The organism is Microcoleus sp. FACHB-1515, assembly GCF_014696105.1.
Lineage (GTDB): Bacteria > Cyanobacteriota > Cyanobacteriia > Elainellales > Elainellaceae > JAAUTJ01.
In genome coordinates, this window is sequence record NZ_JACJPO010000022.1 from 64,242 (window position 1) to 88,235 (window position 23,994).

The 23,994-nt window shown below is 54.2% G+C and carries 17 protein-coding genes and 1 pseudogene; 12 read left to right on the forward strand and 6 right to left on the reverse strand.

Annotated features, from left to right (window positions below):
* The first annotated feature begins 196 nt into the window (after nucleotides 1-196).
* The 6 genes from H6F67_RS07900 (at nucleotide 197) to H6F67_RS07925 (ending at nucleotide 8,725) form a co-directional block, all read left to right on the forward strand.
* Nucleotides 197-1,093, forward strand: a complete 897-nt coding sequence (locus H6F67_RS07900) for a PEP-CTERM sorting domain-containing protein (protein ID WP_190765060.1) — start codon at nucleotides 197-199, stop codon at nucleotides 1,091-1,093.
* Between the two features lie 199 nt (nucleotides 1,094-1,292).
* Nucleotides 1,293-2,750, forward strand: coding sequence for a F0F1 ATP synthase subunit beta (gene atpD / locus H6F67_RS07905; RefSeq protein ID WP_190765062.1), 1,458 nt, complete (start codon nucleotides 1,293-1,295; stop codon nucleotides 2,748-2,750).
* A 70-nt stretch (nucleotides 2,751-2,820) separates the two neighbouring features.
* A complete protein-coding gene (atpC, locus tag H6F67_RS07910; protein WP_190765064.1) occupies nucleotides 2,821-3,228 on the forward strand; it encodes an ATP synthase F1 subunit epsilon in 408 nt (135 codons plus the stop codon).
* A gap of 143 nt (nucleotides 3,229-3,371) precedes the next feature.
* Complete coding sequence (locus tag H6F67_RS07915) at nucleotides 3,372-5,756, forward strand: serine/threonine-protein kinase (protein ID WP_190765066.1); 2,385 nt, start codon at nucleotides 3,372-3,374, stop codon at nucleotides 5,754-5,756.
* Nucleotides 5,757-6,084: 328 nt separating this feature from the next.
* Nucleotides 6,085-7,455, forward strand: a complete 1,371-nt coding sequence (locus tag H6F67_RS27305) for a FecR domain-containing protein (protein ID WP_199304299.1) — start codon at nucleotides 6,085-6,087, stop codon at nucleotides 7,453-7,455.
* 76 nt (nucleotides 7,456-7,531) lie between these two features.
* Entirely contained in the window at nucleotides 7,532-8,725 is a 1,194-nt protein-coding gene (locus H6F67_RS07925; RefSeq protein ID WP_190765068.1) for an outer membrane beta-barrel protein, read from the forward strand.
* A gap of 57 nt (nucleotides 8,726-8,782) precedes the next feature.
* On the opposite strand, the gene H6F67_RS07930 is transcribed toward H6F67_RS07925, so the two are convergent.
* From H6F67_RS07930 to glnA, 3 genes and pseudogenes are all read right to left on the reverse strand, one after another.
* A complete protein-coding gene (locus H6F67_RS07930) occupies nucleotides 8,783-11,257 on the reverse strand; it encodes an ATP-dependent Clp protease ATP-binding subunit (protein ID WP_190765070.1) in 2,475 nt (824 codons plus the stop codon).
* A gap of 549 nt (nucleotides 11,258-11,806) precedes the next feature.
* Nucleotides 11,807-11,917 (reverse strand): annotated as a pseudogene (locus H6F67_RS07935) (IS5/IS1182 family transposase); the annotation flags it as partial.
* Between the two features lie 214 nt (nucleotides 11,918-12,131).
* Nucleotides 12,132-13,559 carry a type I glutamate--ammonia ligase gene (gene glnA / locus H6F67_RS07940; protein ID WP_190765072.1) on the reverse strand — a complete coding sequence of 476 codons (1,428 nt, stop codon included), beginning with the start codon at nucleotides 13,557-13,559 and terminating at the stop codon, nucleotides 12,132-12,134.
* A gap of 480 nt (nucleotides 13,560-14,039) precedes the next feature.
* On the opposite strand from glnA, the gene apcB reads away from it, so the two are divergent.
* The gene (gene apcB, locus H6F67_RS07945) at nucleotides 14,040-14,549 is read left to right on the forward strand and encodes an allophycocyanin subunit beta (RefSeq protein ID WP_190765074.1); all 510 of its coding nucleotides are present in this window, start codon (nucleotides 14,040-14,042) and stop codon (nucleotides 14,547-14,549) included.
* A gap of 74 nt (nucleotides 14,550-14,623) precedes the next feature.
* Here apcB and H6F67_RS07950 read toward each other — a convergent pair whose 3' ends face one another.
* The gene (locus H6F67_RS07950; RefSeq protein ID WP_190765076.1) at nucleotides 14,624-16,621 is read right to left on the reverse strand and encodes an AarF/ABC1/UbiB kinase family protein; all 1,998 of its coding nucleotides are present in this window, start codon (nucleotides 16,619-16,621) and stop codon (nucleotides 14,624-14,626) included.
* A gap of 230 nt (nucleotides 16,622-16,851) precedes the next feature.
* On the opposite strand from H6F67_RS07950, the gene recN reads away from it, so the two are divergent.
* On the forward strand, nucleotides 16,852-18,678 hold the full coding sequence (gene recN / locus H6F67_RS07955; protein WP_190765078.1) for a DNA repair protein RecN: 1,827 nt from the start codon (nucleotides 16,852-16,854) through the stop codon (nucleotides 18,676-18,678).
* A gap of 11 nt (nucleotides 18,679-18,689) precedes the next feature.
* On the forward strand, nucleotides 18,690-19,379 hold the full coding sequence (locus H6F67_RS07960; RefSeq protein WP_190765080.1) for a pentapeptide repeat-containing protein: 690 nt from the start codon (nucleotides 18,690-18,692) through the stop codon (nucleotides 19,377-19,379).
* Between the two features lie 70 nt (nucleotides 19,380-19,449).
* Here H6F67_RS07960 and cysH read toward each other — a convergent pair whose 3' ends face one another.
* Nucleotides 19,450-20,196, reverse strand: a complete 747-nt coding sequence (gene cysH / locus H6F67_RS07965; protein ID WP_190765082.1) for a phosphoadenosine phosphosulfate reductase — start codon at nucleotides 20,194-20,196, stop codon at nucleotides 19,450-19,452.
* A 107-nt stretch (nucleotides 20,197-20,303) separates the two neighbouring features.
* Between cysH and H6F67_RS07970 the strand changes: the two genes are divergently transcribed.
* The 3 genes from H6F67_RS07970 to H6F67_RS07980 all read left to right on the forward strand — a co-directional run bounded on the left by H6F67_RS07970 (nucleotide 20,304) and on the right by H6F67_RS07980 (nucleotide 23,630).
* A complete protein-coding gene (locus tag H6F67_RS07970; RefSeq protein ID WP_190765084.1) occupies nucleotides 20,304-20,573 on the forward strand; it encodes a glutaredoxin family protein in 270 nt (89 codons plus the stop codon).
* A gap of 24 nt (nucleotides 20,574-20,597) precedes the next feature.
* The gene (locus H6F67_RS07975; RefSeq protein WP_190765086.1) at nucleotides 20,598-22,088 is read left to right on the forward strand and encodes a UDP-N-acetylmuramoyl-L-alanyl-D-glutamate--2,6-diaminopimelate ligase; all 1,491 of its coding nucleotides are present in this window, start codon (nucleotides 20,598-20,600) and stop codon (nucleotides 22,086-22,088) included.
* Nucleotides 22,089-22,265: 177 nt separating this feature from the next.
* On the forward strand, nucleotides 22,266-23,630 hold the full coding sequence (locus tag H6F67_RS07980; protein WP_190765088.1) for an ATP-binding protein: 1,365 nt from the start codon (nucleotides 22,266-22,268) through the stop codon (nucleotides 23,628-23,630).
* Between the two features lie 38 nt (nucleotides 23,631-23,668).
* On the opposite strand, the gene H6F67_RS07985 is transcribed toward H6F67_RS07980, so the two are convergent.
* Nucleotides 23,669-23,866: a DUF2949 domain-containing protein gene (locus tag H6F67_RS07985; protein WP_190765090.1), complete on the reverse strand. Its 198-nt coding sequence runs from the start codon at nucleotides 23,864-23,866 to the stop codon at nucleotides 23,669-23,671.
* Nucleotides 23,867-23,994 lie beyond the last annotated feature (128 nt).

Below are 23,994 nucleotides of genomic sequence, written 5' to 3' on the forward strand. Positions count from 1 at the left end.
AGAGAATATGACGTAGGTAAGCGCTTTAAAGCCGTCAGGGTCAGATTCGAGCAGCCGTCGCTTCCATCAAGGACATTGCTGCGATCGCGTTTGTAATGCATCACGCTTGTCAAGGTTGAATGACTCGCAATTTTGCTGATTCATTCTGGCTTGTCGATCGCCTGGTTCGGTTTGGTTCTTCCTGAAAATCTCAATTATGAATACTTCATCTACCTGGAAACTCGTTGCGCTTGCAAGCGTAAGCGCGGTTTTCGCGATCGCAGGGCATCCTGCCGCTTTTGCCGTCAGCATTGTGTTTGATGAAAACGATAGCGGCAGCGATGCAGGTAGTTCACTCGATCGTGCCGCACGTGTGTCTCGTCAGGGCGTGGCTGACTTCACCCCGGTTGAAGCGATTACTGGACGGCTTGGCTCTCGTGCCGATTTGTTTCGCGTGTATCTCGACGGCTCAACTTTCCTCGCAACGACCGAAACCGTCATCGGTAACTATCCAGACACACAGCTTTATCTGCTCGACAACAGCGGCGTTGGTTTGTATTTCAACGACAATACGCCCAGAGACGATTTGCGCTATGACGATGCCTCGCAGCGATCGACCATTCGCCTTGCCCCTGGCACGATCGCCCCTGGCGTTTACTATTTGGGCATCTCCGCTTTCAACTGGGATCCGATCGATACAAGCGGCAACTTTATGTTTCCCGATCGACCCCGTCGCGCTTTGTTCACGCCATCCAACTCTTCTAATCTGCCGCTTGGCGGCTGGAGCGAACGCGAAGGCAGCACGGCTCCAAGCGGCCTGAGAGACTACCGAATCTTGCTCAAAGGCGTCACCACCGTTTCTCCCGAAACGCCAACCCCCACACCTAGCCCGACACCAACTCCAGCCCCCAGCCCCACACCCAGTCCGACGCCGACTCCAGCCCCCAGTCCCACACCCAGCCCGACGCCGACACCAATTCCAACCCCCAACCCGACGCCGACGCCAATTCCCACACCGACGCCCAGCCCTGGAACGTCAATTCCTGAGCCGAGCGCGATCGCAGGCATTGCCTTAGGTGCAATCAGTTTGCGGTTGCTCAAACGGAAGCGCTAGGAGGTTGTTTAACAATTGCGCTGCGAGTGAAGGCTGGCTTTCGCGTGGCTGCGTGATCCCCAGGATCGATCGCCCCGCAAATAGAGAGTGCGTCAAATTTCGTAACAAGTGCTGCTTGAGTGATAATCTGAGAATTGAAAACAGCAATGTTTAAGACAGTCTTCAGATTTGCAACGCTGATCACCCGATAGACGCAAGCATGGTCACTACAGCAGAAAAAACCAACGTCGGCTACGTCACCCAGATCATTGGCCCGATCCTGGACGCTAAATTTCCGCCCGGCCAGATGCCCCGCATCTACAACGCCATCATTGTGAAGGGCACGAATTCCAACGGCCAAGAAGTTTCCGTTACCTGCGAAGTGCAGCAGCTATTGGGAGACAACCAGATTCGCGCTGTGTCAATGAGTTCGACCGATGGCTTGGTGCGCGGCATGGAAGTCACCGACACGGGCGCACCGATTAGCGTTCCGGTCGGAACCTCAACGCTCGGTCGCATCTTCAACGTTTTGGGCGAACCCGTAGACAACAAGGGACCTGTTGATAACCAGGAAACCCTGCCGATTCACCGTCCCGCTCCGAAACTGACCGACTTGGAAACCAAGCCTTCCGTGTTTGAAACCGGAATCAAGGTGGTTGACCTGCTCACCCCCTACCGTCGCGGCGGCAAAATCGGTCTGTTCGGCGGTGCAGGTGTCGGCAAAACCGTCATCATGATGGAACTGATCAATAACATCGCCACCCAGCACGGCGGCGTGTCGGTCTTCGGCGGCGTGGGCGAACGCACCCGCGAAGGCAACGACCTCTACAACGAAATGATCGAATCCGGGGTGATCAACAAAGACAACCCCAGCGAATCGAAAATCGCACTCGTCTATGGTCAGATGAACGAGCCGCCCGGAGCGAGAATGCGCGTCGGTTTGTCGGCTTTGACGATGGCCGAATACTTCCGCGACGTGAACAAGCAAGACGTGCTGCTGTTCATCGACAACATCTTCCGATTCGTTCAAGCAGGTTCAGAAGTGTCTGCCCTTCTCGGACGGATGCCTTCCGCTGTGGGCTATCAGCCGACACTGGGAACGGACGTGGGCGATTTGCAAGAGCGTATTACATCCACAACTGAGGGATCGATCACCTCGATTCAAGCGGTCTACGTGCCTGCGGACGATTTGACCGACCCCGCTCCGGCCACAACGTTTGCTCACTTGGACGGAACGACCGTGCTATCTCGCGGTTTGGCCTCGAAAGGAATCTACCCTGCTGTAGACCCGCTCGATTCGACCTCGACCATGCTTCAGCCGAGCATTGTCGGCGACGAACACTACAACACTGCCCGCTCAGTGCAGGCGACCTTGCAGCGCTACAAAGAACTGCAAGACATCATCGCCATTCTCGGTCTTGATGAACTGTCGGAAGACGATCGCCTCACGGTCGCCCGCGCCCGCAAAATCGAGCGCTTCTTGTCGCAGCCGTTCTTCGTCGCAGAAGTGTTCACCGGATCGCCCGGCAAATACGTGACGCTGGAAAAAACGATTAAAGGCTTCCAGCGCATTCTTGCAGGCGAACTCGACGACCTGCCAGAGCAAGCCTTTTACCTCGTCGGTGACATCGACGAAGCGATCGCCAAAGCCGAAAAGATGAAGGCTGAAGGCAAGTAGGGACGATGGGAAGTGAAAATTCGATCTCACTTCCCATCCCCTAACCCCTAATCCCTAACTCCTAACTCCTATGCCCTTAACTGTTCGCGTCGTTGCCCCAGACCGCACCGTCTGGGATGCCAGCGCAGAAGAAGTCATTTTACCAAGTACGACTGGACAGCTTGGCATCTTGAGTGGTCACGCACCACTGTTGACTGCCCTTGATACCGGAGTGCTGCGCGTCCGCGAAAGCCGCGACTGGGTGACGATCGCCCTGCAAGGCGGCTTTGCCGAAGTCGAAGCAGATGAAGTTACGATTCTCGTCAACGGTGCAGAGCGTGGCGACAGCATCGATCGCGCCGAGGCGGAAGCCGAGTACAGCGCTGCACAAGCACGGCTGAACAATGTTTCCGCAGACGATCGCGCCGAGCAAAACCGCGCAACTCAAGCGTTTAAGCGTGCCCGCGCTCGATTGCAGGCGGCGGGTGGATCGGTTTAATCTCGGTCTAACGTTGCTCAAAAATTGAAAAAGCAAGCGGTTTCGATCGCTTGCCTTTTTGCTGCTTTCTGAAGGTTCCGGATATTGGTTACGATCGAGCGTAGAAAGCAGAATGAGGCAGCGTTGGGCAACCCGTTGAAATCATGAGTAAAGAACATCCACAGGTTGCAACTCCAGCGAATCGTGATTCTTCTGGACGCAGCGGCACGAGTGCCAGCCAGCAGCGACGGCGCAACGCTTGGGAAGCAATTTGCCTGGGTGGATGGGCAGTGACGGCTACGATCGCAACGATGCTGAATCCAGCTTGGGTGCAGTTGCTTGAACGGCAGACGCAGGCATTCTTTTTTGAGGCGAGAGGAGCGGTTGTACCGCCTAAAGACATTGTCATTGTGGCGATCGACGAGTCCTCGTTGTCGCAAGGCGAATTTTTTCAGGCTGACCCGCAGCGCTATAGCGATCTTGAACCGATTCAGGCTTGGCCTTGGCAGCGCAGCGCTTATGCCACCGTTGTCGATCGATTGGTGGCGGCAGGCGCAAAGGCAGTGGCGATCGATTTGATCTTCTCAACACCCAGCAGCTATGGCGAAGCGGACGATCGCCGCTTGGCGCAAACGTTGCAGCAGCACTCGTCACAAATTGTTCTTGCTTCTCAATATGCCCAGCTTGATACGCCGCAGGGCTTCATGACGCAAATTGAAATGCCGCTGCTGGAATTTTGTGAAACCGATCGCTGCCTCGGATTTATTAACTTTTTGCTGGAACCTGATGGACGAATTCATCAGTTTGGTGAGCAATTTCTAGCGCATCTAATGCACCATGCGCCGCCGGAACAAGCTGAAGTTTTAGAGCAGTTGCCGACTTTTGCGGAATCCACATTAAAAGCAGCACAAATCGATCATCCACCGCGATCGGGCAATTCAATTTTCTTTTATGGCCCAGCTCAAACATTTAATCAAATTCCTTTTTGGCAGGTTTTGGATTCAACAACTTGGAAAAACAATCTCCAGTCGGGCGCTTTTTTCAAAGACAAAATTGTGCTGATTGGATCAACTGCACTGGCGCATCAAGATTTTCACTTCGCTCCATTTTCGGGAAGCTGGCTATATCCACAGCGCATGTCTGGCGTCGAAATTCATGCTAATGCGATCGCGACGCTGCAAGAAGGAAAAGCAATTGGTGAAGCAATTCCCAACGTGCCTTTGCGCGGACTGCTAGTGTTGGCGGGGGTGGCTGCAAGCGGCTGGCTGCTAAGTCGGCCAAAGCAGCCATTCAAGCGGTTGGCAGGTGGAATTGGGCTGGCGATCGCTTGGACGGGTGTGAGCTATGCGCTGTTTACGCAAGCTCGGCTGATCGTACCTGTGGCGATTCCGGCAACGGCGATCGCGTTTAGCGGCGTGTCTTTGTTGGTGACGGGATCGATTCATGAACAGCTTAGAAAGCAAAAGCTCAGAGATACGCTCAAACACTACGTCACGTCTCCGATCGTTCAAGAAATTATTAGCCAGCAAGAGGATTTTGAAGATTTGCGGCGCGAGCGAGAACTTGCCCTGGCTGGAAAAGTATTGGGTGGGCGCTATCAGATTGTGAAAGTGTTAGGGTCGGGTGGATTTAGTGAAACTTATGTTGCGGAAGATAGCCAGCGTCCCGGAAATCCATATTGCGTGGTGAAACAGTTGCGAGTCATCAGCGATGACCCGAATACGCTGAAGCTGGCGCGACGATTATTTGCAACCGAAGCAGAAACCCTAGAGCGATTGGGACAGCATGATCAAATTCCTCAACTGCTCGCTTCGTTTGAAGAAAACAATGAATTCTATCTTGTTCAGGAATTCATTCAAGGCCATCCGCTCAACTACGAAATTCTGCCGAATCGATCGCTACCAGAAGCAAAAGTTATCCACATTCTCTTCGATTTGCTCGAAGTTTTAGCGTTCGTTCATGCCCAGGGCGTGATCCATCGCGACCTCAAACCCGCCAACATCATGCGACGCTTGCGAGATAGCCGACTCGTCATCATCGACTTTGGCATCGCCCGCAAAATCACGACACAACTGGCCGAAAGCAGTCCAGAAACGAAATACACGGTTTCGGTTGGCACTCCTGGCTATATGCCCAGTGAGCAATCTTCGGGTCGCCCGCAGTTCAACAGCGATATCTACGCGCTGGGCATGACGGCGATCTATGCGCTAACGGGAAAATCGCCACACACGCTGATTCACGATGCAGATACGGGCGCGGTGCTTTGGCGAACCGAGGCGGTTGTCAGCGATGAATTTGCCGCAATTCTCGATCGCATGGTGCATCATGACTTCACCCAGCGCTATCGATCGGTGCTTGAGGTGCGGATAGCGCTGACCCCGCTGATTCTGCCGTCCGCTGCGATCGACGGGTCTGTTGTGCCTGCTGACGATTTGGTTGCGACCGAAGCCAACACGATCGCAGCCAATACGATTGCAGCCGCTGATCGATCGGTGACTGCTGATGCAGAGGCCACGATTGATCTACCAGAAGATTGGATGAATCAGTAAGTTCGCTCTGCTACGATCGAAGCATCAGGGTAGCGCTTGTCTAGCTGTTTGTCAGTAGATTTCAGAATTTCATCGAAGCAGCTAAAAACTCGCAATTGGAATGGAGTCAGCTTGATTGAATGGTACAGCCATGCTCGGAAGCTGCGCTTCTCCAATCGCTCAATCTACCTATAAATTGCATCTCGCCTCGTTGTTTTCCTTTGCTGAATTGGCAGCAGCGATCGATACGCTGATTGCGCTTTTTGCCTGAATCAGCCAGTCAAGCTGTGGATATCACTGTGCAAGCTTAGCGCACGGTACTTGTTCTCTCGTCGCTCAGGAACTCTTCATGTTTCGCCGTACAGCCACTTTGATTGCAGTTGTTTTGGCAAGCAATCTACTGCTTGCCGCAGAAGTTGTGGCTCAGACAGCACTCAACCGCGCCGTCGTGCAAACGGTTCGCAATCGCGTTCAAGTGCTGCGCCAAAATCAATCGCCGCGTGCAGCGCGTGTTTCTGACGTTCTGACGCCGGGAAATGGCGTGTCTACGGCGCGAAGCTCGTTTGCTGAATTGCGCTTTAACGATGGTTCGCTGGGGCGGCTGGGCGAACAGGTTGTCTTTTGGTTTAGTGCCGGAACGCGCAACTTTCGCTTGTCAAATGGAACCGTGCTGATGCTGATTCCACCCGGACAAGGCCGCACGCAAATTCGCACACCCAATGCCGCAGCGGGTATTCAAGGTTCTGCTTTGTTTGTGCGCTACATTCCCGAAACCGACACGACGATCGTGGGCGCACTGACCGACAGCGGCATTGAAGTTTTCAATCGCAACGGATCGCAGCGGCAAGCGCTCCGAGGCGGCCAGATGGTTGTGGCGGTGGGCGATCGCATCGAGCGCATCTACGATTTTGATCTCAATGTGTTTTACGAAACGAGCGAACTGGTGCGCGGCCTCGCTCCGACTGAGGAATCCAACACTGGGGGATCTTCTGATCCGGCGATCGCTCAGGTGCAAGTTGAAATGCAAACGGCGATCGCCCAGCAGCAGCCGTTGCCAGCCGATCAGATTATCGAAACGCCCAATTTCGTCAGACGACCCGCAAACTCTTCTGATCCCGCTGCAACGGATCTCGCGCCTCCGGACGGGCAAGAGGTGTTTGATGGGCAAGACGGCTTCTCTAGCGGCGAATTAGAAGTTCCGGCGCTTGAAGACCGCTTGGATCAAGTGATCACCGATCCTCGAATCGACGAGCGACGTTCACCCAGCGATCGCCCGATCGAGGAATATCCAGACGAATCGCCTCCGATCGATCGGCCTGATAATGGAGGGGAGACTCCGATCGATCGTCCTGACGATGGCGGCGAGACTCCTATTGAGATTCCGGACGATGGCGGTGAAAGTCCGATCGATCGTCCCGACGATGGCGGCGAGACTCCTGTTGAGATTCCGGATGATGATGACGGCGAAAGTCCGATCGATCGTCCTGACGATGGCGGTGAGACTCCTGTTGAGATTCCGGACGATGATGACGGTGAGCAGCCGAGCGACGGTCCCGGCAACAGCGATGGCGTGCCTGGCGGCGGCAACACGAACGGTCCCGGCAACAGCGATGGTGTGCCTGGCGGCGGTAACAGCAATAATAATCCAGCGAATCGCAACGATCGTTCCAACATCGATCGCGATCGCGCCAGAAACAGCAATGGCCGTTCTCGCCTCTAGCGCAGAACAATCTGCCAAAGTCATCACGTGCTTTTGCGCCTGCCTACCCTGCTAACTTCAAAAGTGAACCGGAAGCGTGACTAAGAAATATTGGTTTGGACATTCGCTAGTTTGGCTCGGTGTTTTGGGCAACAGCCCGGAGGCGATCGCTGAAACGATTTCTCCACCAACTCCAGCGCCGCCAAGTCAAGCAGCACCAAGTTCTTTCGCGAATGTTGAACCCACGATCGCTGCAATGTCAACACCCGAAACATGGGTTTCGATCGAGCGATCGCTGAAAGTTGCCCAGGCAGGTAGCAAAATTGCGGCGGGCACGACAGTAACGGCAGAACAAGCAGCCCCGATTGTTGAAGAAAATTGCAGGGATTGCACAAGCTCTGCGGATGCTGCGGCAGCGATCGATCCGGCGTTAGAAGAAATGCCTGAAAGCGATTTACCGATCGAATCTGAGCCGATTGAACCGCCCCAAACCAGTCAGGAAGCAGATTCCACAGCAAGCGGCGATCCGGAACTTGGACAACTGCGGCTGCGAGAAAATGAGCTGGCGATCGAGCAAGAAGATATCGATACTGTTTTTCTAAGAGGACAGTTCGACTATTTTAGAAGCGATAATATTTTGCTGGATGATATTGATCCGGTTTCCGATCAGTTTGGTCGTGCTGGCCTTGCGATCGTGGCGATTCCTCAAATCGGGCCGGATACGCAACTGTTCGCTTCGATCGGTGGCAATTTCGCCTTCTATGGCGATCTTTCAGAACTGAACTATTACAATCTAGAGCTGCGAGCTGAAGTTCAGCAAACGATTTTTCCAAATACCTACGCGACGATCGGTTGGCGCAATCGACAGTTTTTTTCGTCAGAGGATGGCGATCGATTTTTGAACGATCATGCACTTCGATTGGGTCTATCCCGTCGCGATGCGCTGGCTGAACGATTGACGCTCGATAGCTACTATCACCTGAGATTCAACTTTGCTGATCCTAGCGATCGCAGCCGTCTCACCAACACGCTTGGCGCATCGCTGAACTATGCGCTTCAGCCGAATCTTGATCTGGGATTGAGCTATGAGCTTGATTTCGTTGACTTTACGCAGCAAGACCGCGCTGATGCCTACCATCAGGTGACGGCTCAGCTCAGCTATGACCTGACGCGCAATAGTCGGGTGAGTCTATATGGTGGATTTAGCTTTGGGCGATCGTCCGAGTCGGATGTGGATTTCGACAGTTCGATCGTGGGTGTTTCCTTCAGCACCTACCTACCGCTCTTCTAGCTCACAAAAAAGCGGTGAGATTCACATCCCACCGCTTCAAACTGTTTAGCCTAGCTGTTACTCAGCCGCTTGCGGCAGCAGTTCGCGCTTTTCACCAGCGGCAACCTGCACCTGTCCATCTTCACCCACATCGACAACAGCAACGTCGCCGTTCTTGATGCGGCCAGAGAGGATTTCTTCGGCCAAGCTGTCTTCGAGCAGACGCATGATCGCTCGACGCAGCGGACGCGCACCATAGGCGGGATTGTAGCCTTCTTCGACCAGACGGTCTTTGAAGCGCTCGGTGACTTCCAGCGTGATGTCTTGTTCGCTCAGGCGTCCGAAGACTTCCTTGAGTAGAATGTCGGCAATTTCCTTCACCTCGTCCTTCGATAGCTGACGGAAGACAATGATCTCATCAAGACGGTTGAGGAATTCCGGCTTGAAGTAGTTCTTCATGTCTTCCTGAACCAGGTTGCGAATTCGGTTGTAGCTCGCTTCCTCAGCATTGCCCGTCGAGAACTCAAAACCAAGTCCACCGCCGCCTTTCTCAATCACCTTAGAACCAATGTTTGAGGTCATAATGATCAAGGTATTTTTAAAGTCAACTGTGCGGCCTTTGGCATCGGTCAAGCGACCATCTTCCAAAATTTGCAGCAGCATGTTGAACACGTCGGGGTGTGCTTTCTCGATTTCGTCGAACAGCACGACCGTGTAGGGGCGACGACGCACGGCTTCCGTTAGCTGACCGCCTTCGTTGTAGCCGACGTAGCCAGGAGGCGAACCGATCAGCTTCGAGACGGTGTGCCGCTCCATGTATTCGGACATATCCAGCCGGATCATCGCGTCTTCCGAGCCGAAGAAGTAGGCCGCGAGTGCCTTCGTCAGTTCGGTCTTACCAACTCCAGTGGGGCCGGAGAAGATGAAGCTGGCGATCGGTCGGTTGGGATTCTTCAGACCGACGCGGGCGCGACGAATGGCGCGAGAGACAGCTTTCACCGCTTCGTCTTGACCGATCAGGCGGCTGTGCAGCGTGTCTTCCATGTGCAGCAGCTTTTCCGATTCGGATTCGGTGAGCTTGTTGACCGGAACACCCGTCCAGGAAGCGACAATCTGAGCGATATCGTCTTCATCCACAACGGGCGAGAAGTCTTCGCCATCGGCAGATTCGGACTTTTTGGTTTGCGCGATCGCCCGAATTTCTGCCTTAATCTCCATCTCGCGATCGCGCAGTTCACCCGCTCGATCGAAATCTTGCGATCGGACTGCATCATCTTTGTCTTTGAGGACTTGGCGCAATTCCTTGTCGAGTTCCTTCGCGGCAGGGGGAAGCTGAGAGTTAATCAACCGCACCCGCGATCCGGCTTCGTCGATCAAGTCGATCGCCTTGTCGGGCAGATAGCGATCGGAGATGTAGCGATCGGACAGCTTGGCGGCGGCTTCAAGCGCTTCATCGGAGATTTTCAGCTTGTGGTGCTGTTCGTAGCGATCGCGCAGACCGTGCAGAATTTCGATCGTTTCGGTCACGCTTGGTTCGCCGACCATGACGGGCTGGAAGCGGCGTTCCAAAGCGGCGTCGCGTTCGATGTGCTTGCGGTATTCATCGAGCGTGGTTGCGCCGATGCACTGAAGTTCGCCGCGAGCGAGGGCAGGCTTGAGGATGTTGGCGGCATCGATCGCGCCTTCTGCTGCGCCTGCACCGATCAGCGTGTGAACTTCGTCAATCACCAGAATCACGTTTCCAGCTTGACGAATTTCGTCCATGATCTTCTTGAGGCGTTCTTCAAATTCGCCTCGGTACTTCGTACCTGCCACCAGCAAACCGATGTCTAAGGTGACGACCCGCTTATCTTCGAGGATGTCGGGGATGTCGTTGTTGGAGATGCGCTGGGCGAGACCTTCGGCGATCGCGGTCTTACCAACGCCCGGTTCCCCAATCAGAACGGGATTATTTTTCGTGCGGCGTCCGAGAATTTGGATGACGCGCTCGATTTCTTTTTGGCGACCAACGACCGGATCGAGCTTGCCGTCGGCGGCCATCTGCGTCAGGTTCGAGCCAAATTCATCCAGGGTCGGCGTTTTGGTGCGACCTTGAGTTCCGCCTGCCGACACTTCTGCGGTTTCGCCCAGCATTCGGATGACCTGTGTGCGGACTTTCGACAAGTCAACGCCGAGGTTTTCCAAAACGCGAGCAGCCACGCCTTCGCCTTCGCGAATCAAGCCCAAAAGCAAATGCTCTGTGCCGATGTAGTTGTGTCCGAGCTGGCGGGCTTCTTCAAGCGAGAGTTCGAGGACGCGCTTGGCGCGGGGGGTGAACGGAATTTCAACCGCAACAAAGCCCGATCCACGTCCGATGATTTTTTCGACTTCAATCCGAGCGTCTTTGAGGTTGACGCCCATTGATTTCAGCACTTTGGCGGCGACGCCGGTCCCTTCTCCAATCAGACCCAGGAGGATCTGTTCTGTGCCCACGAAGTTGTGGCCCAAGCGACGGGCCTCTTCCTGGGCGAGCATGATCACCTTAATGGCTTTTTCTGTGAAGCGTTCAAACATGGCGGTTTTCCATCACCTGCTGTGCGTGCCGGTACGCTGATTTTAGCATAGAGAAATTGTCCCACCGCGATCGCACCACAACGGGGCAATGGTAGGAATCTAATGTAGCGAATGCACGCCAAAAAAGCAGGGGATCAACGATATGAACTGCTAATGATCCGCCCGAAGACAGATTTTCAACCCAAGTTCTGTTTTCGTCAAGCAGTTTGGAAAAATTTAGGGCGATCGCGTTTGAAAAGCTCGAAGTGAACAGAAATACCTTGGAGTTTGTACGTGCCGTAAGCTGAATTTAGTCTTGCAAGATGAACTAATCACGATTACAGAGTGGCTGTTTGTTCGAGATGACTGGATGATGAATTGCGCTAGAGCAATTTTACTAATCTCAAGCAATCTGAAGAAAACTGTTGATTTTATTTAGGCTTGAGCAGTCGATTTAAGCAGTGGTCAATTCGCAATGTTTGTTTTACGCTGTACCATTTTCAAAACGACCTTCAAGTCAAATTATACCGAGAGCTTGATCCTGCGTTTAATTTGGTTTGAACTGAGAGCTTATGCGAAAACTTTTGCTGAGCGAAACGTGATGAGAGCACAGGCAAGGTGAAGCATTGCGAAGTAGTTATCCCGCTTCTTTTCCCGCCGAATCAGCAAACGGCGAAACCGAAGTCGTTTCTACACCTCATCGGAAATTTGATACCTGTTGGTTTTTGATCAACACTCATCAACGGATTGATGGACATCCGAACTCACGCTTTTCACACATTACCAAAGGTCTTCGCATTGGCTCTTGGTTTGACGATCGATACTGATTGATCAGCAATGAAAAAAGGAGGTGAAAACACCTCCTTACTGTTGCAATGGTTGAGAAGCGATCGCCTTAGCAGTCGTAGTAAAGCTCGAACTCATACGGATGAGGCAGCTTGCTGAGCGGCTTCACTTCCGAATCCATTTTCATCGACACCCAGTTTTGGATGAAGTCTTCGGGGAAGACGCCACCTGCGGTCAAGAATTCGTGGTCTTTTTCGAGATTTTCCAGGGCTTCGGCGAGGTTGGCGGGTGCTTTGGGCACTTTTGCCAGTTCTTCCGGCGACATTTCGTAGATGTCCACATCCAAAGAGCTACCGGGATCAATTTGGTTTTTGATGCCGTCCAGTCCGGCGCAGAGCATCGCGGAGAACGTTAGGTACGGGTTGCTCGAAGCGTCGGGACAGCGGAATTCGAGGCGCTTGGCTTTCGGGTTGGAGGCGATCGGAATCCGCACTGAGGCCGATCGATTACCTGCCGAGTAAGCCAAATTCACCGGAGCTTCAAAGCCCGGAACCAGTCGCTTGTAAGAGTTCGTGGTCGGATTGGTGAAGGCCAGAATTGACGGGGCGTGCTTCAGCAGACCGCCGATGAAGAACAAAGCGGTTTCGCTCAGGCCAGCGTATTTGTCTCCGGCAAACAGCGGTTGACCGTCCTTCCAGATCGACATGTGGCTGTGCATCCCTGTGCCGTTGTCGTCGTGGATCGGCTTGGGCATGAAGGTCGCGGTTTTGCCGTATTTGCGGGCGACGTTCTTGACGACGTATTTGTAGGTCATCACGTAGTCGGCTGCGTGGACGAGATCGGCAAACTTGATGCCCAGTTCGCACTGGCCACCGCCTGCGACTTCGTGGTGGTGCTTTTCGATCGGCACACCGCACTTTGCCATTGTCAAGAGCATCTCAGTCCGAATGTCTTGCAGCATGTCGGACGGGGCGACCGGGAAGTAGCCGCGCTTTTTGTTAATTTTGTAGCCCAGGTTGCCGCCTTCTTTTCCGGTCGCTCCGGCGTTCCAGATGCCTTCGTCCGAGTCGATGAAGTAGTAGCCTTGGTGTCCACTCTGACCGAAGCGGACATCATCAAAGATGAAAAATTCCGGCTCGGGACCGCAATACACTTTGTCACCGACACCGCTGGCGATCAGGTAGTCAACGGCTTTTTCCGCGATCGAGCGGGGATCGCGCTCATAGCGTTCGCCCGTGCGGGGGTCAGCGATCGTGCAGACCATGCTCAGCGTCGGCACTTCCATGAACGGGTCGATCCAGGCGGTGGTCGGGTCAGGAACCATCGCCATGTCCGAGTTGTTGATGGCTTTCCAGCCGCGAATGCTCGATCCGTCGAAGGGAACGCCGCCGGAAATTGAGAACGATTCTTCTTCGATCAGGCTCTTGTGAAAGGTGCAGTGCTGCCAGATGCCGTAAAGATCAACGAATTTGAGGTCGATCAGTTCAATGCCCTGATCGTCAATCATCTTCAAAATTTCTTGTGCGGTCTCAGCCATGAAAAACTCCTTAGTCCTTGTGAATCTGCTGCGCTGACCTGAGCCAGTGAAAAATTGGGGCGAGGTTGTAGAGGTGAGTTGCGGTTCAAGAATCTGGGTGTGAGTCGCGTTACGCGCTGCGATCGGCAAAACCGCTCCCAAGATTTGACTCGATACGAAAAATGCACTAAGCAAATTTCTGTATCAAACTTCGTAACACCTGAATCATGTTAAAGACAGGCTTAAGCAGAATTTTGTATCACAAAATACAAAACATAAATTGAATCGATCGACTTTTGCGGGAATTAATCATCTCTTTACGCCTGAGGCGATTCGCAGATGGTGGATGACAGAGTGTGACAAAGTGTTACAAAAAGCGCGATCGCTTCTCAGACTCGCCCATCCCTCCGTGATAAACTGGACGCGAATAGCAAGTGCTGGCACGGCCAAGTCGAAGCCGAGGCAGCCGCGATATCAAACGCTGTTTATTGGGGATTGGAAATGCGAGACGCGGTAACAAGCTTAATTGAAAACTACGACATCGCTGGGCGCTACCTCGATCGCAACGCCCTCGACACGCTCAAATCTTATTTTTCGTCGGGAACCGATCGCGTCCAAGCTGCCGCTGTAATCAACGGAAACGCTGCGGCGATCGTCAAGCAGGCCGGAGGCAAGCTGTTTGAAGACGTGCCGGAATTGATTCGTCCGGGCGGCAATGCCTACACGACTCGCCGCTATGCCGCCTGTCTGCGCGACATGGACTACTACCTCCGCTATGCGAGCTATGCACTCGTCGCGGGCAACATGGACGTTTTGGATGAGCGCGTTTTGCAAGGTCTGCGCGAGACTTATAACTCGCTGGGTGTGCCGATCGGTCCCACCGTCAAAGGCATTCAAATCATGAAAGATATCGTGCGAGAGCAGGTTGCCGCTTCGGGTGTGCAAGATGCCTCGGTGGTCGATCAGCCGTTTGACTACATGACTCGCGAACTGGCTGAGAAAGATATCTAAGCAAAATTCAAGCAAACGACAAGAAAGCGATCGCGCCAGAAACGCAAATTTCTGACGCGATTTTTGTTTGGAAGTTAATTCCCCATCGGTAGCGATCGCCGCCCCGCACTCGATGGCATGGGCTGATAGACAGGTCGATCGGGTTCGCGCAAAATCACTTCGCGGACAAATCGAGCGATCGCCCGCTGCGCCAATCCGGTCGCGATTTTCTGTCCCATTTGCTGTGTTTCTGGTTTTGCCAAAATGCGCGGCAAAATTGAGGCGAATTTAACTGGATCGAAGCCGCGTGTCCCTCTGAGGATGTCGAGAATTCTCAGCAGGTGATCGAGGTTTTTCCGCTCTTCCGGTGAAACGGCGGGCGTGTTGACGGGTGATTGTAGACCAAGCCATCCCCAGAAGGTGTGCGTGGCATTTTCGATCGCCAATCGTGAATAAACATCGATCGCCTTGACGATTTCGTTGACGAGATATTCGCGAATGAATTGGCCGCGATCGGAAAATAGAAATTCCAGCGTTTGATCGGCCACGAGGCTCATATCGTATTCCTCGCTGCCTCTGGCATTTCTTAACAGATTCTCCAGGCGATTCCAGCGGAAGCTGCCATCTTTGAACAGGAGATCGCGCAGAGAGTCGCGCAGTTCGGGTGATTGGTCTGTCAGTAATCGTTTGGCGACGTAGGGATAGGCTTGGCTTAATACTTTGAAGTCGGGATCGGCGTTGATGGCGATGCCTTCCAGCGTCACGAGCGATCGAATAATCAAGGCATAGTAGGCCGGAACGCGAAACGGATATTCATACATCAAAGCTGATAGCTGATCGGTCATGCTTTTGATGTTGATTTCGGCAACGCTGGCGCTTAAGGCATCGTTGAAAACGGCGGCGAAAGCAGGCACGATCGGTGTCAGATCCGTGTCCGGCGTGAGGAATTCTAGCTTGACGTAATCTTGCGCTAAGCCTTCAAAATCGCGGTTGACTAAGTGGACGATCGCCTCGATCAATCCATAGCGCTGATACGGTTTGATTTCGCTCATCATCCCGAAGTCGAGATAGGCGAGTTTGCCGTCCGGCGTGGCGAGCAAATTACCCGGATGCGGGTCGGCGTGGAAGAAGCCGTGTTCGAGCAATTGGCGGAGGGAACACTGAACGCCGACATCGATCAGGTGGGTGGCATCGATGCCCATCGATCGAATCTGGTCTAGCTGCGTCAATTTCACGCCTGTAATCCACTCCATCGTCAGGACGCGACGAGCCGTGTATTCCCAGTAGATGCGCGGCACGTAGACATCTTGCAGGTGGCCGTAAAGCTGGGCGAATCGCTCGGCATTGTGGCCTTCTTGCGTGTAGTCCATTTCCTCGAAAATTCGCGCTCCGAATTCGTCCGTGATGCCCACGAGATCGCTGCGGACTTGCTTGAAGGTGTGCGTTGCCCATTTCGACAGCCGCCGCAGAATATAAATGTCGAGCGTGATCAGTTGCGCCAGTCCGGGACGCTGCACCTTGACGGCGACGGTTTCTCCGGTTTTCAGCTTGCCTTTGTAGACTTGGCCGAGACTGGCTGCGGCGATCGGCATCGGGGACAATTCCGCGTAGATATTTTCGGGTCGATCGCCCAACGCTTCTTCGATGAACCGAAACGCCACTTCGTTCGGAAACGGCGGTAGCTGGTCTTGCAGCTTCGTCAATTCTTCCAGATACGAAGGCGGCACGAGATCCGGTCGAGTGGAAAGCGCCTGCCCGATTTTGATGAAAGCAGGTCCCAATTTGGTAACGATTTTGCGAACCTGTTCTGCCCGTTTGGGCTGCTTTTCGATCGCCTGCCCCGTCCGCCGATCCCACCACAGATTCAGCGCGAGCAATGCGAACGGCATCGCGATCGCCCACAGCCGACCCCATACCTGAAACGGACGACGACGATAGAAAGCTTCGATCGCGTCCGGGTCATAGCGCAAGGCGGGCGTGTTGGAACTGCCGATGTTGGCGGGTTTGAGCGCGTCCGGCAGCGGATCGGCCAGAATCTCAGCGGGCAGCGATCGATCGATCGATTCGGTTTCGGGCGCGGTAACAAGGGTCATAAGATAGGGGCGAACGTAAACAGTTCTGTTAAGTATTGTATCGGTTGAATCGGTGTGAATCGGAAATTTGAAAATCGCAATTTCCGTATGCAAATCGATCGGGCGATCATTCCCGACCGGACTGGACATCAGCCACTAAACTGAAGGTTATACACATCAGTAAAATCACTTCTTTTAGTTTCTTTGGCGTCGCTGCAAACGGCATCCTTCATATAGATCAACCTTCATTCATGCTGATCTCTCTTCAGATTGAGAACTTCGCCCTGATCGATCGCCTGGAACTCGACTTCAGCGCGGGTCTAAACGTTTTGACGGGAGAAACCGGAGCCGGAAAATCAATTATTCTCGATGCGCTCGATGCGGCTTTGGGCGGCAAAGTCGGGTCGCGATCGATCCGCACAGGAGCCGATCGCGCCTCGATCGAAGCGACCTTTAAGCTCGCTCCCGATTTGCGATTGTGGCTGGAATCTGAAGAAATCGATTTGCTAGATGAAGAGGCGATCGTCTGTAGCCGCGAGTTGACGGCGGGAAAGAGCGTCAGGAGTCGATCGCGGGTCAACGGTGTGCTGGTCAACAAACAGCAGATGGACGCGCTGTATGAAAAACTGGTCGAGATCACTGCTCAAGGCCAAACCGTCCAGCTTGGTCAACCGGGATTGCAGCGCAGTTGGCTCGATGGCTTTGGCGGCGCGGATTTGATTGCCCAGCGCGAAAAGGTTGCCACTGCTTTTGCCAGTGCCCAACAAGCCCTACAAGCGTTAGAAAAACGTCGCCAGTTTGAGCAGCAAAGGTTACAGCAGCTTGATCTATTTGAATATCAGGCGAAAGAACTGTCTGAAGCGGATTTGAGCGATCCTGACGAACTGACGAATCTGGAGCAGGAACGCCAGCGGCTCAGCCACAGCGTCGAACTTCAGCAGCAGAGCTACGAAGTGTTTCAGGCACTTTATCAAAATGACAGCGGCAAAGCGGCCTCCGATCTACTCGGTCAAGCAGAAAATGTCCTGACGGACATGCTGCGCTTTGACGAGCAGGTACAGCCAATTCTCGATATGGTCAGCAGCGCGTTGGCGGATATTCAAGAGGCGAGCCGCGAAATCAGCGCGTATGGCGACGGGCTGGAAACTGACCCGGAACGCTTGCAGGAAGTCGAAGCGCGAATCGTGCAGCTTAAGCAGATTATTCGCAAATATGGACCGACTTTGGCGGATGCGATCGCCTTTAACGAAAAAGTCCAGCGCGAACTGGCCGAACTGAGTGGCACAGGGCAATCGATCGAAGTCTTGGAAGAACAGTACGACAAGCGACAGGCCGAACTCGTTGCCCAGTGTGCCAAATTGACCAAACTGCGGCGGGAAGCAGCCCGATCGCTCGAAGCTCTGCTGATTCGCGAACTGAAACCGCTGGCAATGGAAAAAGTCCAGTTTGAAGTGCAAATCGATCCGATCGCGCCTGCCGCACATGGAGCCGATCGAATTACGTTCGTCTTCAGCCCGAATCCGGGTGAACCGCTTCAGCCGCTCAACGCGATCGCATCGGGTGGCGAAATGAGCCGTTTTCTGCTTGCCCTGAAAGCCTGTCTGTCTCAAGTCGATGCGATCGGCACAATGGTATTTGACGAAATTGACGTGGGCGTGTCGGGTCGGGTAGCGCAGGCGATCGCGGAAAAGCTCTATCAGCTTAGCCTCAGCCATCAAGTCTTATGCGTCACGCACCAGCCGATCGTCGCGGCAATGGCCGATTCGCATTTCCACGTTGATAAGCAGGTGATCGACCAGCCTCGCAACGGATCACAGGCAAACGGGTCAAAAGCGGATGATGTGCGAACGGTCGTAAGAGTCCGTCAGCTTGACGAATCCGATCGCCGCGAAGAACTCGCCCAGATTGCCGGAGGCCGATCGGCACAAGAAGCGATCGCCTTTGCCGAAAGCCTGCTGACGCAAGCCGCCAATGCTCGATTGACAACTGCACCCGCCGCGAATACAGTAGGCCAATCTGCCAGCCAATCCGCGCCGCCTGCTGCTACCAAGAAGACCAAGGCGCGATCGAAAAAGTAATCGGAGGAGTTATGCTGCGATCGATCGAAATTGCGTCATTGGCTGCGATCGTGGTTTTGCTGCCCAGCGCGATCGCTCAGGCTGCCGATCCGAATGACCTCGCTCAGCTTTCGCGATACGGCTTTTGTTCAGCTTGCGATCTATCCGGTGCAGACTTGAGCGGCATGAATCTTGAAGGCGCAGTGTTGACCGGATCGATCTTCACGGGCGCGAACCTCAGCGGCGCAAATTTGCAGCATACCGACTTGAGCCACGCCATTTTCAACGCTGCCAACCTCAGCGGCGCAAACTTCAGCTTTGCCAACTTGAGCAACGCCAGCCTTGCTGGAGCTAGAATGAACTCCCCAGCCAACTTCACAGGGGCGGATTTGCGCGGAGCCGTCATGCCCGGAGGTGTGATTCGTTCGGAAACCGAAGCACCCCAAATTCCTCAGATTGGCGACATGATGCAGTTTCCGACGACGAATCCGGCTGTGCCGACCGATCGCCTACAGGTTCATCCGCTGGGTGAAGCGCCGCCCCTGCCGACCACCGATCCGCGACTGCCCGAACCCGCCAACCCAACCGAGGTGCTGCGAATCCCAACCACCAATCCGGCAGTTCCCGCGCCGCAAAATGCGATCGATCCCTTTCAGGCCAATCCGCTGCCGCGACCCACAACGGATCTAGGTGGTTCAGATCCGTTGACTGTCGAGCCGTAGTGCTGAAAGGCTGGCAAAAAAATCGCCTGCCTTCCGACAGAGAAAGCAGGCGGAGAATCAAATCAACGGGTTAGATGTGAATGCCGCACTCGGTTTTGTTGGAGCCGCGCCAGCGTCCTGCCCGTTCGTCTTCACCGTCGCGAACCGGCGTGGTAATCGGTTCATCTCCGATGCTGGGATAGCCTTGATCGTGCAGCGGATTGTAGATCATTTTGTGTTCGGCCACGTATTCCCACGATCGCTGGCGCGTCCAGTTGGCGAGCGGATTGACTTTGAGACGCTGCTGCGAATCGAGTTCGAGGACGGGCATATCGGCACGGGTGACGGCTTGGTCGCGGCGGCGTCCGGTGATCCAGGCGATCGCGCCCAGTTCGTTCAAACCGCGCTGGAGCGGCTCAATTTTCGTCAGGTGGTGAAACTGAGCGATGTCGCGATCCCACAGGGCATCGCCGTACCGAGCGGCGAATTCGTCGCGGGAGTTGACATCGGGAATTTTGTAGACTTGCAGATTCAGGTTATAAATCTGCTTGGCTTTCTCGACGAGTTCCAGCGTTTGTGGAAAGTGGTAGAGCGTGTCGAGAAACAGCACGGGAACCGAGGGATTCGGCTGAAGCTGACGATAGAGAATATCGGTAATCAGGACATCATCCACGTTGAACGCGCTTGTTTGCACCAGCCCAGTCGTGATATTGGCCGTGCACCAAGCGAGGATTTCGGCAGGATGGGCAGTTTCAAATCTTTGATTTAGTTCGGCTAAATCGAGATTTTGGATGACAGTAGCGGCTGCGGTCGAAGCGGGCGTGAAGCTTGTCGTCATACCTGGATTACTCGAACTTCTGTAGTCTAGACTTCATGAATCATCATATCTCGAAATGGCACTAAGCCGATCGACGAATGTGTTTTAGGAAGAATTACTTAACGTAGATGCACCTCATCCTTTACAGTAAACCAGGCTGCCATTTGTGTGAAGGTCTGCAAGAAAAGCTCGATCAGGTTCGCCGATCGATCGATCTGGAAGTGCGCGACATCACGACGCGATCGGATTGGTTCAACGCCTATCAATATGAAATTCCCGTTTTGGTCGCCGTCAGCGATCGCGGCGAAATGCAAACCCTGCCTCGACTTTCGCCCCGCGCCAGCGTTGCCCAAGTGGAGCAGATGCTACAGAAATACCTTCAAAATGATTCACAATAAGCCCAGATGTGAGGAGGTGCTGACATGAAACTGCGCGACTTGCTGGCAAATCTGCCTAATCTAACCCTGCCCAACCATCCTGCTTTGGAAGCAGAGGTCAAAGGGCTGACGACGAATTCGCACGCAGTTCAGCCTGGAGATTTGTTTTTGGGACTGCCGGGAACGCGAGTCGATGGTGGCGAGTTTTGGCCGAGTGCGATCGGGGCAGGCGCGATCGCCGCTGTCATCTCCCCTAGTGCCGCTCAAAAGCCGTCGCTGCCAGAGGTCGATCCCTGCCTGATCACCAGCCCGGACATGATCCGCACCAGTGCCGAAATTGCCGCTGCTTTTTACGGCCAGCCAACGCAGAAACTCCAGCTTGTCGGCGTCACGGGCACGAACGGCAAAACCACAACGACGCACCTGATCGAATTTCTGTTGACTGAGGCAAAACGACCCACTGCCCTGCTGGGAACGCTCTACACTCGCTGGCCGGGACACCAGCAAACCGCTTTGCACACCACGCCGTTTGCCGTTGAGCTTCAGCAGCAATTTTCCCAAGCGGTGCAGGCCGGATGCACGACAGCCGTGATGGAAGTCAGTTCCCACGCTTTGGCGCAGGGTCGCGTCTGGGGCTGCCAGTTTGAAGTTGCGGTTTTCACTAATTTGACGCAAGACCACTTGGACTTTCATCGCGACATGGACGATTATTTCGCGGCGAAAGCTTTGATGTTTGACGCCGACTATCTGCGCGGCAGGGCGATCGTCAACCTTGATGATTCCTATGGACGCAAGCTGCTCGCCCAACTCGGCGAAAAAGCCTGGTCGTATAGTACGCAAGAGTCGACCGCCAATTTGTGGACAAGCAACCTCGCCTACAATCCCGATGGCGTGACGGGAACGCTGCACACGCCCAAAGGTGAAATTGAATTTCGATCGCCGCTCGTCGGCCAGTTCAATCTCTCAAATCTCCTTGCTGCCGTCGGAGCCGCCCTGCATCTCGGACTGGAACTCGACGAAATTGCTAGGGCGCTGCCGATGTTCAGCGGCGTTCCCGGACGGATGGAGCAGGTGCAGGTGCAGCCCGATCAGGACATCAGCGTGATTGTCGATTATGCCCACACGCCGGACAGCCTGGAAAATCTGCTGAAGGCGGCGCGTCCGTTTATTTCAGGCCGAATGATCTGCGTGTTCGGCTGTGGCGGCGATCGCGACCGCACCAAACGTCCCCAAATGGGTAAAATCGCCGCAGAACTGGCAGACTGGGCAATCGTCACGTCCGACAATCCGCGCACCGAAGATCCGCAGCGGATTTTGCAGGACATTCTGGCCGGAATTCCCGCTACGGTTGAGCCGCTCGTGCAGGTCGATCGCGCCCAAGCCATTCGCACCGCGATCTTGGAAGCACAACCGGGAGACGGCGTTTTAATTGCCGGAAAAGGCCATGAAGACTATCAGATTTTGGGAACCGAAAAAGTCCACTTTGACGATCGTGAACAGGCACGCGCGGCGATCGCAGAGCGGACTGGAAAGTAGGAGCTAGCGCGTGGTTGCAAAGCGAACAGCCAGCCTCAACGCTGACCTAGCAATTTTGACCAACCCTCTGTAAATTCGGTTGCAGGAGCAGACTAAATTTCGCTTCTTGCGGATGCAACTTTCTTCGCAAACGCGGGCAAACTTGCATTCGATCGAGTCATTCACGCCGATATGATCATGAACCCTTTGCGCCTCGACGCATCGCTGTACGAGTTGGCGACGACTGCCGAGGCGGTGCCGCTCCAAGTTAGTCCCACAATTTTTAAGTCGATGGTCGCAACGCTAATTGACGTTGTGATCGATCGACAGATCAACGCAACGCTATGGCTCAAGCTGCCGCGCGGTGAAGCGTGGTACTCGGAATTCGATCGCCTGACTGCTTCAGCGCAGTCTGTCTATGTTTTGGGCGACAAGCCGCCAACCGCAAAGTCGATTGTGTCGCTAGATGGTGCAGTGCGGCTGCGGCGCGAATATTTTCTGCTGGTGCAGTCACCGCAGTTCACCGCGCTGGTATTGGCACATCGCCTGCGAGTAAGTCGATCGCCTTCGGAATTTCCCGATTCAAGTGAAGAAGAATTGGAGCGCAAGCAGTCGCTGATGGCGATCGCCACCTGCGACCGTGCTGTAATCGATCGCGTCGTGGGCGGACTGGCTCAGGTCATTGCAGGAACCGAAGCACAAGCGGCATTGCAGACCACAGGCGAGATTGATTTGGCACTGGTGAGCGCTTGGCTTGCCAAGCAGATTCAGCGGCAAGCAGAAATTTGGCACAGCAGCACGAGCAGTCGTCGGCAGGCCGAAACCGCAATGCAACTGCGGCAGGAAAATACGGCCATGCTCGAATCGCTGCGCCACAAAGACGAATTTTTGAAAACGCTGGGGCAAGAACTGCGAACGCCGCTGACCACGATGAAAACAGCTTTGTCGCTGCTTGGTTCGCCGACGCTGAAGCCGCCGCAGCGACAGCGGTATATGGATATGCTGACGCAAGCGATCGATCGCCAAAGCTCTTTGATTACGAGTGTCCTCGATCTGGTGCAGCTTGAGGACACTCGCAATCAGCCTTCGCTTCAGCCGTTGCGTTTGGCCGATGTGGTTCCGGGTGTGGTCAGCACCTATCAGCCCTTGGCGCAGGAAAAAGGCGTGATGCTGGCCTACACCATTTCCGAAGAATTGCCGCCTGTTGCGTGCCTCAATCCTTGGCTGCGGCAAATTGTGATCAACCTGCTGCACAACGGCATCAAGTTCACTTCGGCAGGTGGGCAGGTTTGGGTAAAAGCGCGTCAGCAAGATGACTTTGTTGAACTGGAGATTAGTGATACGGGCGTTGGCATTGCGTCAAGCGACCTGCATCGCATCTTCGATCGCTTCTATAGCGTTCGTCAGAGCAGCGATGATTCTGGTGCGGGCTTGGGTTTGTCGATCGTGCAGCAGTTGCTCGATCGCTGCGGCGGCTCAATTTCGGTGAAAAGTAAACCTGCTGAAGGTGCGGCCTTTAGGGTGCTGCTGCCGATTCATTCTGCTTCCGGCCATTCCAGCTAATTGCCAGCCGTCCTACCGCAGTGGGGAAAGCGATCGACCTACTGGGAAGCGGTTTCCAGCCAGTCGAAAATTTTGTCAAGCTGATCGATCGTGACAAGGCCATATTGCCACAGCACCATCGGCAGCAGGTTGGGCGTTTGGCCTTCGTGACGCAGGGCAACGGCGATCGATTCTTTGGGAATCAACAGTTCTTCTTGGAGGTAGCGAATTAAGCGCTGCTGCAATGTGGGTTTCATCAGAGTTGGAGGGTGAAACGGTAGATTCATAGCTGCTAAAACGAAGAACGTTGAAGCAGTGTAGCACGGCAATAGTACAGGTGATCTAATTTCACAAAACGATAAATCGGCAGCGATTTCAGCCATTG

Coding starts and splice junctions, on each gene's coding strand:
- H6F67_RS07970 (WP_190765084.1), top strand. CDS start 20,304: ATGCACCTCATCCTTTACAGTAAACCAGGCTGCCATTTGTGTGAAGGT.
- atpC (WP_190765064.1), top strand. CDS start 2,821: ATGCCCTTAACTGTTCGCGTCGTTGCCCCAGACCGCACCGTCTGGGAT.
- H6F67_RS07985 (WP_190765090.1), bottom strand. CDS start 23,866: ATGAAACCCACATTGCAGCAGCGCTTAATTCGCTACCTCCAAGAAGAA.
- atpD (WP_190765062.1), top strand. CDS start 1,293: ATGGTCACTACAGCAGAAAAAACCAACGTCGGCTACGTCACCCAGATC.
- glnA (WP_190765072.1), bottom strand. CDS start 13,559: ATGGCTGAGACCGCACAAGAAATTTTGAAGATGATTGACGATCAGGGC.
- H6F67_RS07975 (WP_190765086.1), top strand. CDS start 20,598: ATGAAACTGCGCGACTTGCTGGCAAATCTGCCTAATCTAACCCTGCCC.
- cysH (WP_190765082.1), bottom strand. CDS start 20,196: ATGACGACAAGCTTCACGCCCGCTTCGACCGCAGCCGCTACTGTCATC.
- H6F67_RS07980 (WP_190765088.1), top strand. CDS start 22,266: ATGAACCCTTTGCGCCTCGACGCATCGCTGTACGAGTTGGCGACGACT.
- H6F67_RS07930 (WP_190765070.1), bottom strand. CDS start 11,257: ATGTTTGAACGCTTCACAGAAAAAGCCATTAAGGTGATCATGCTCGCC.
- H6F67_RS07900 (WP_190765060.1), top strand. CDS start 197: ATGAATACTTCATCTACCTGGAAACTCGTTGCGCTTGCAAGCGTAAGC.
- apcB (WP_190765074.1), top strand. CDS start 14,040: ATGCGAGACGCGGTAACAAGCTTAATTGAAAACTACGACATCGCTGGG.
- H6F67_RS27305 (WP_199304299.1), top strand. CDS start 6,085: ATGTTTCGCCGTACAGCCACTTTGATTGCAGTTGTTTTGGCAAGCAAT.
- H6F67_RS07960 (WP_190765080.1), top strand. CDS start 18,690: ATGCTGCGATCGATCGAAATTGCGTCATTGGCTGCGATCGTGGTTTTG.
- H6F67_RS07950 (WP_190765076.1), bottom strand. CDS start 16,621: ATGACCCTTGTTACCGCGCCCGAAACCGAATCGATCGATCGATCGCTG.
- H6F67_RS07915 (WP_190765066.1), top strand. CDS start 3,372: ATGAGTAAAGAACATCCACAGGTTGCAACTCCAGCGAATCGTGATTCT.
- recN (WP_190765078.1), top strand. CDS start 16,852: ATGCTGATCTCTCTTCAGATTGAGAACTTCGCCCTGATCGATCGCCTG.